Below are 422 nucleotides of genomic sequence, written 5' to 3' on the forward strand. Positions count from 1 at the left end.
ATTCCCGAGAATTGGGTTTGGGTGAGGTTAAGCGATTTCTGTTACTCAATACCGTCAAAACCTTATCAAATTTTGCATAAGGAAACACAAATAACAGGAGATTATCCCGTCGTGTCCCAATCAAAAAATTTGATCGATGGCTATTCCAATGAAAGAGACAAAATTTTTTCTGACGTACCCGTTATTATTTTTGGCGACCACACGAGAGTGATTAAGCTGATTGATTTTGAATTTGTTGTTGGTGCAGATGGCACAAAACTGCTAAAACCTATAAAAGCTAATCCCCAATATGTAGAGCTTGCTTTAAAAGCATTAACTATCAATATGATTGATAGGGGATACAGCCGACATTTTCAATTTATTAAAGATTTACCTATCCCCCTTCCCCCCCTATCCGAACAACAAGCCATTGTGGAAAAACT

Annotated in this window: 1 protein-coding gene; it reads left to right on the plus strand. The window is 37.4% G+C overall.

All coding sequences use genetic code 11. The features are described from left to right. Positions 1-21: 21 nt before the first annotated feature. Positions 22-422, plus strand: a 401-nt coding sequence (locus MB824_RS10760; protein WP_238748540.1) for a restriction endonuclease subunit S, incomplete at its 3' end; no start/stop codon positions are given.

It is taken from the genome of Kingella pumchi, assembly GCF_022288825.1.
Classification (GTDB): Bacteria; Pseudomonadota; Gammaproteobacteria; order Burkholderiales; family Neisseriaceae; genus Kingella_D; species Kingella_D pumchi.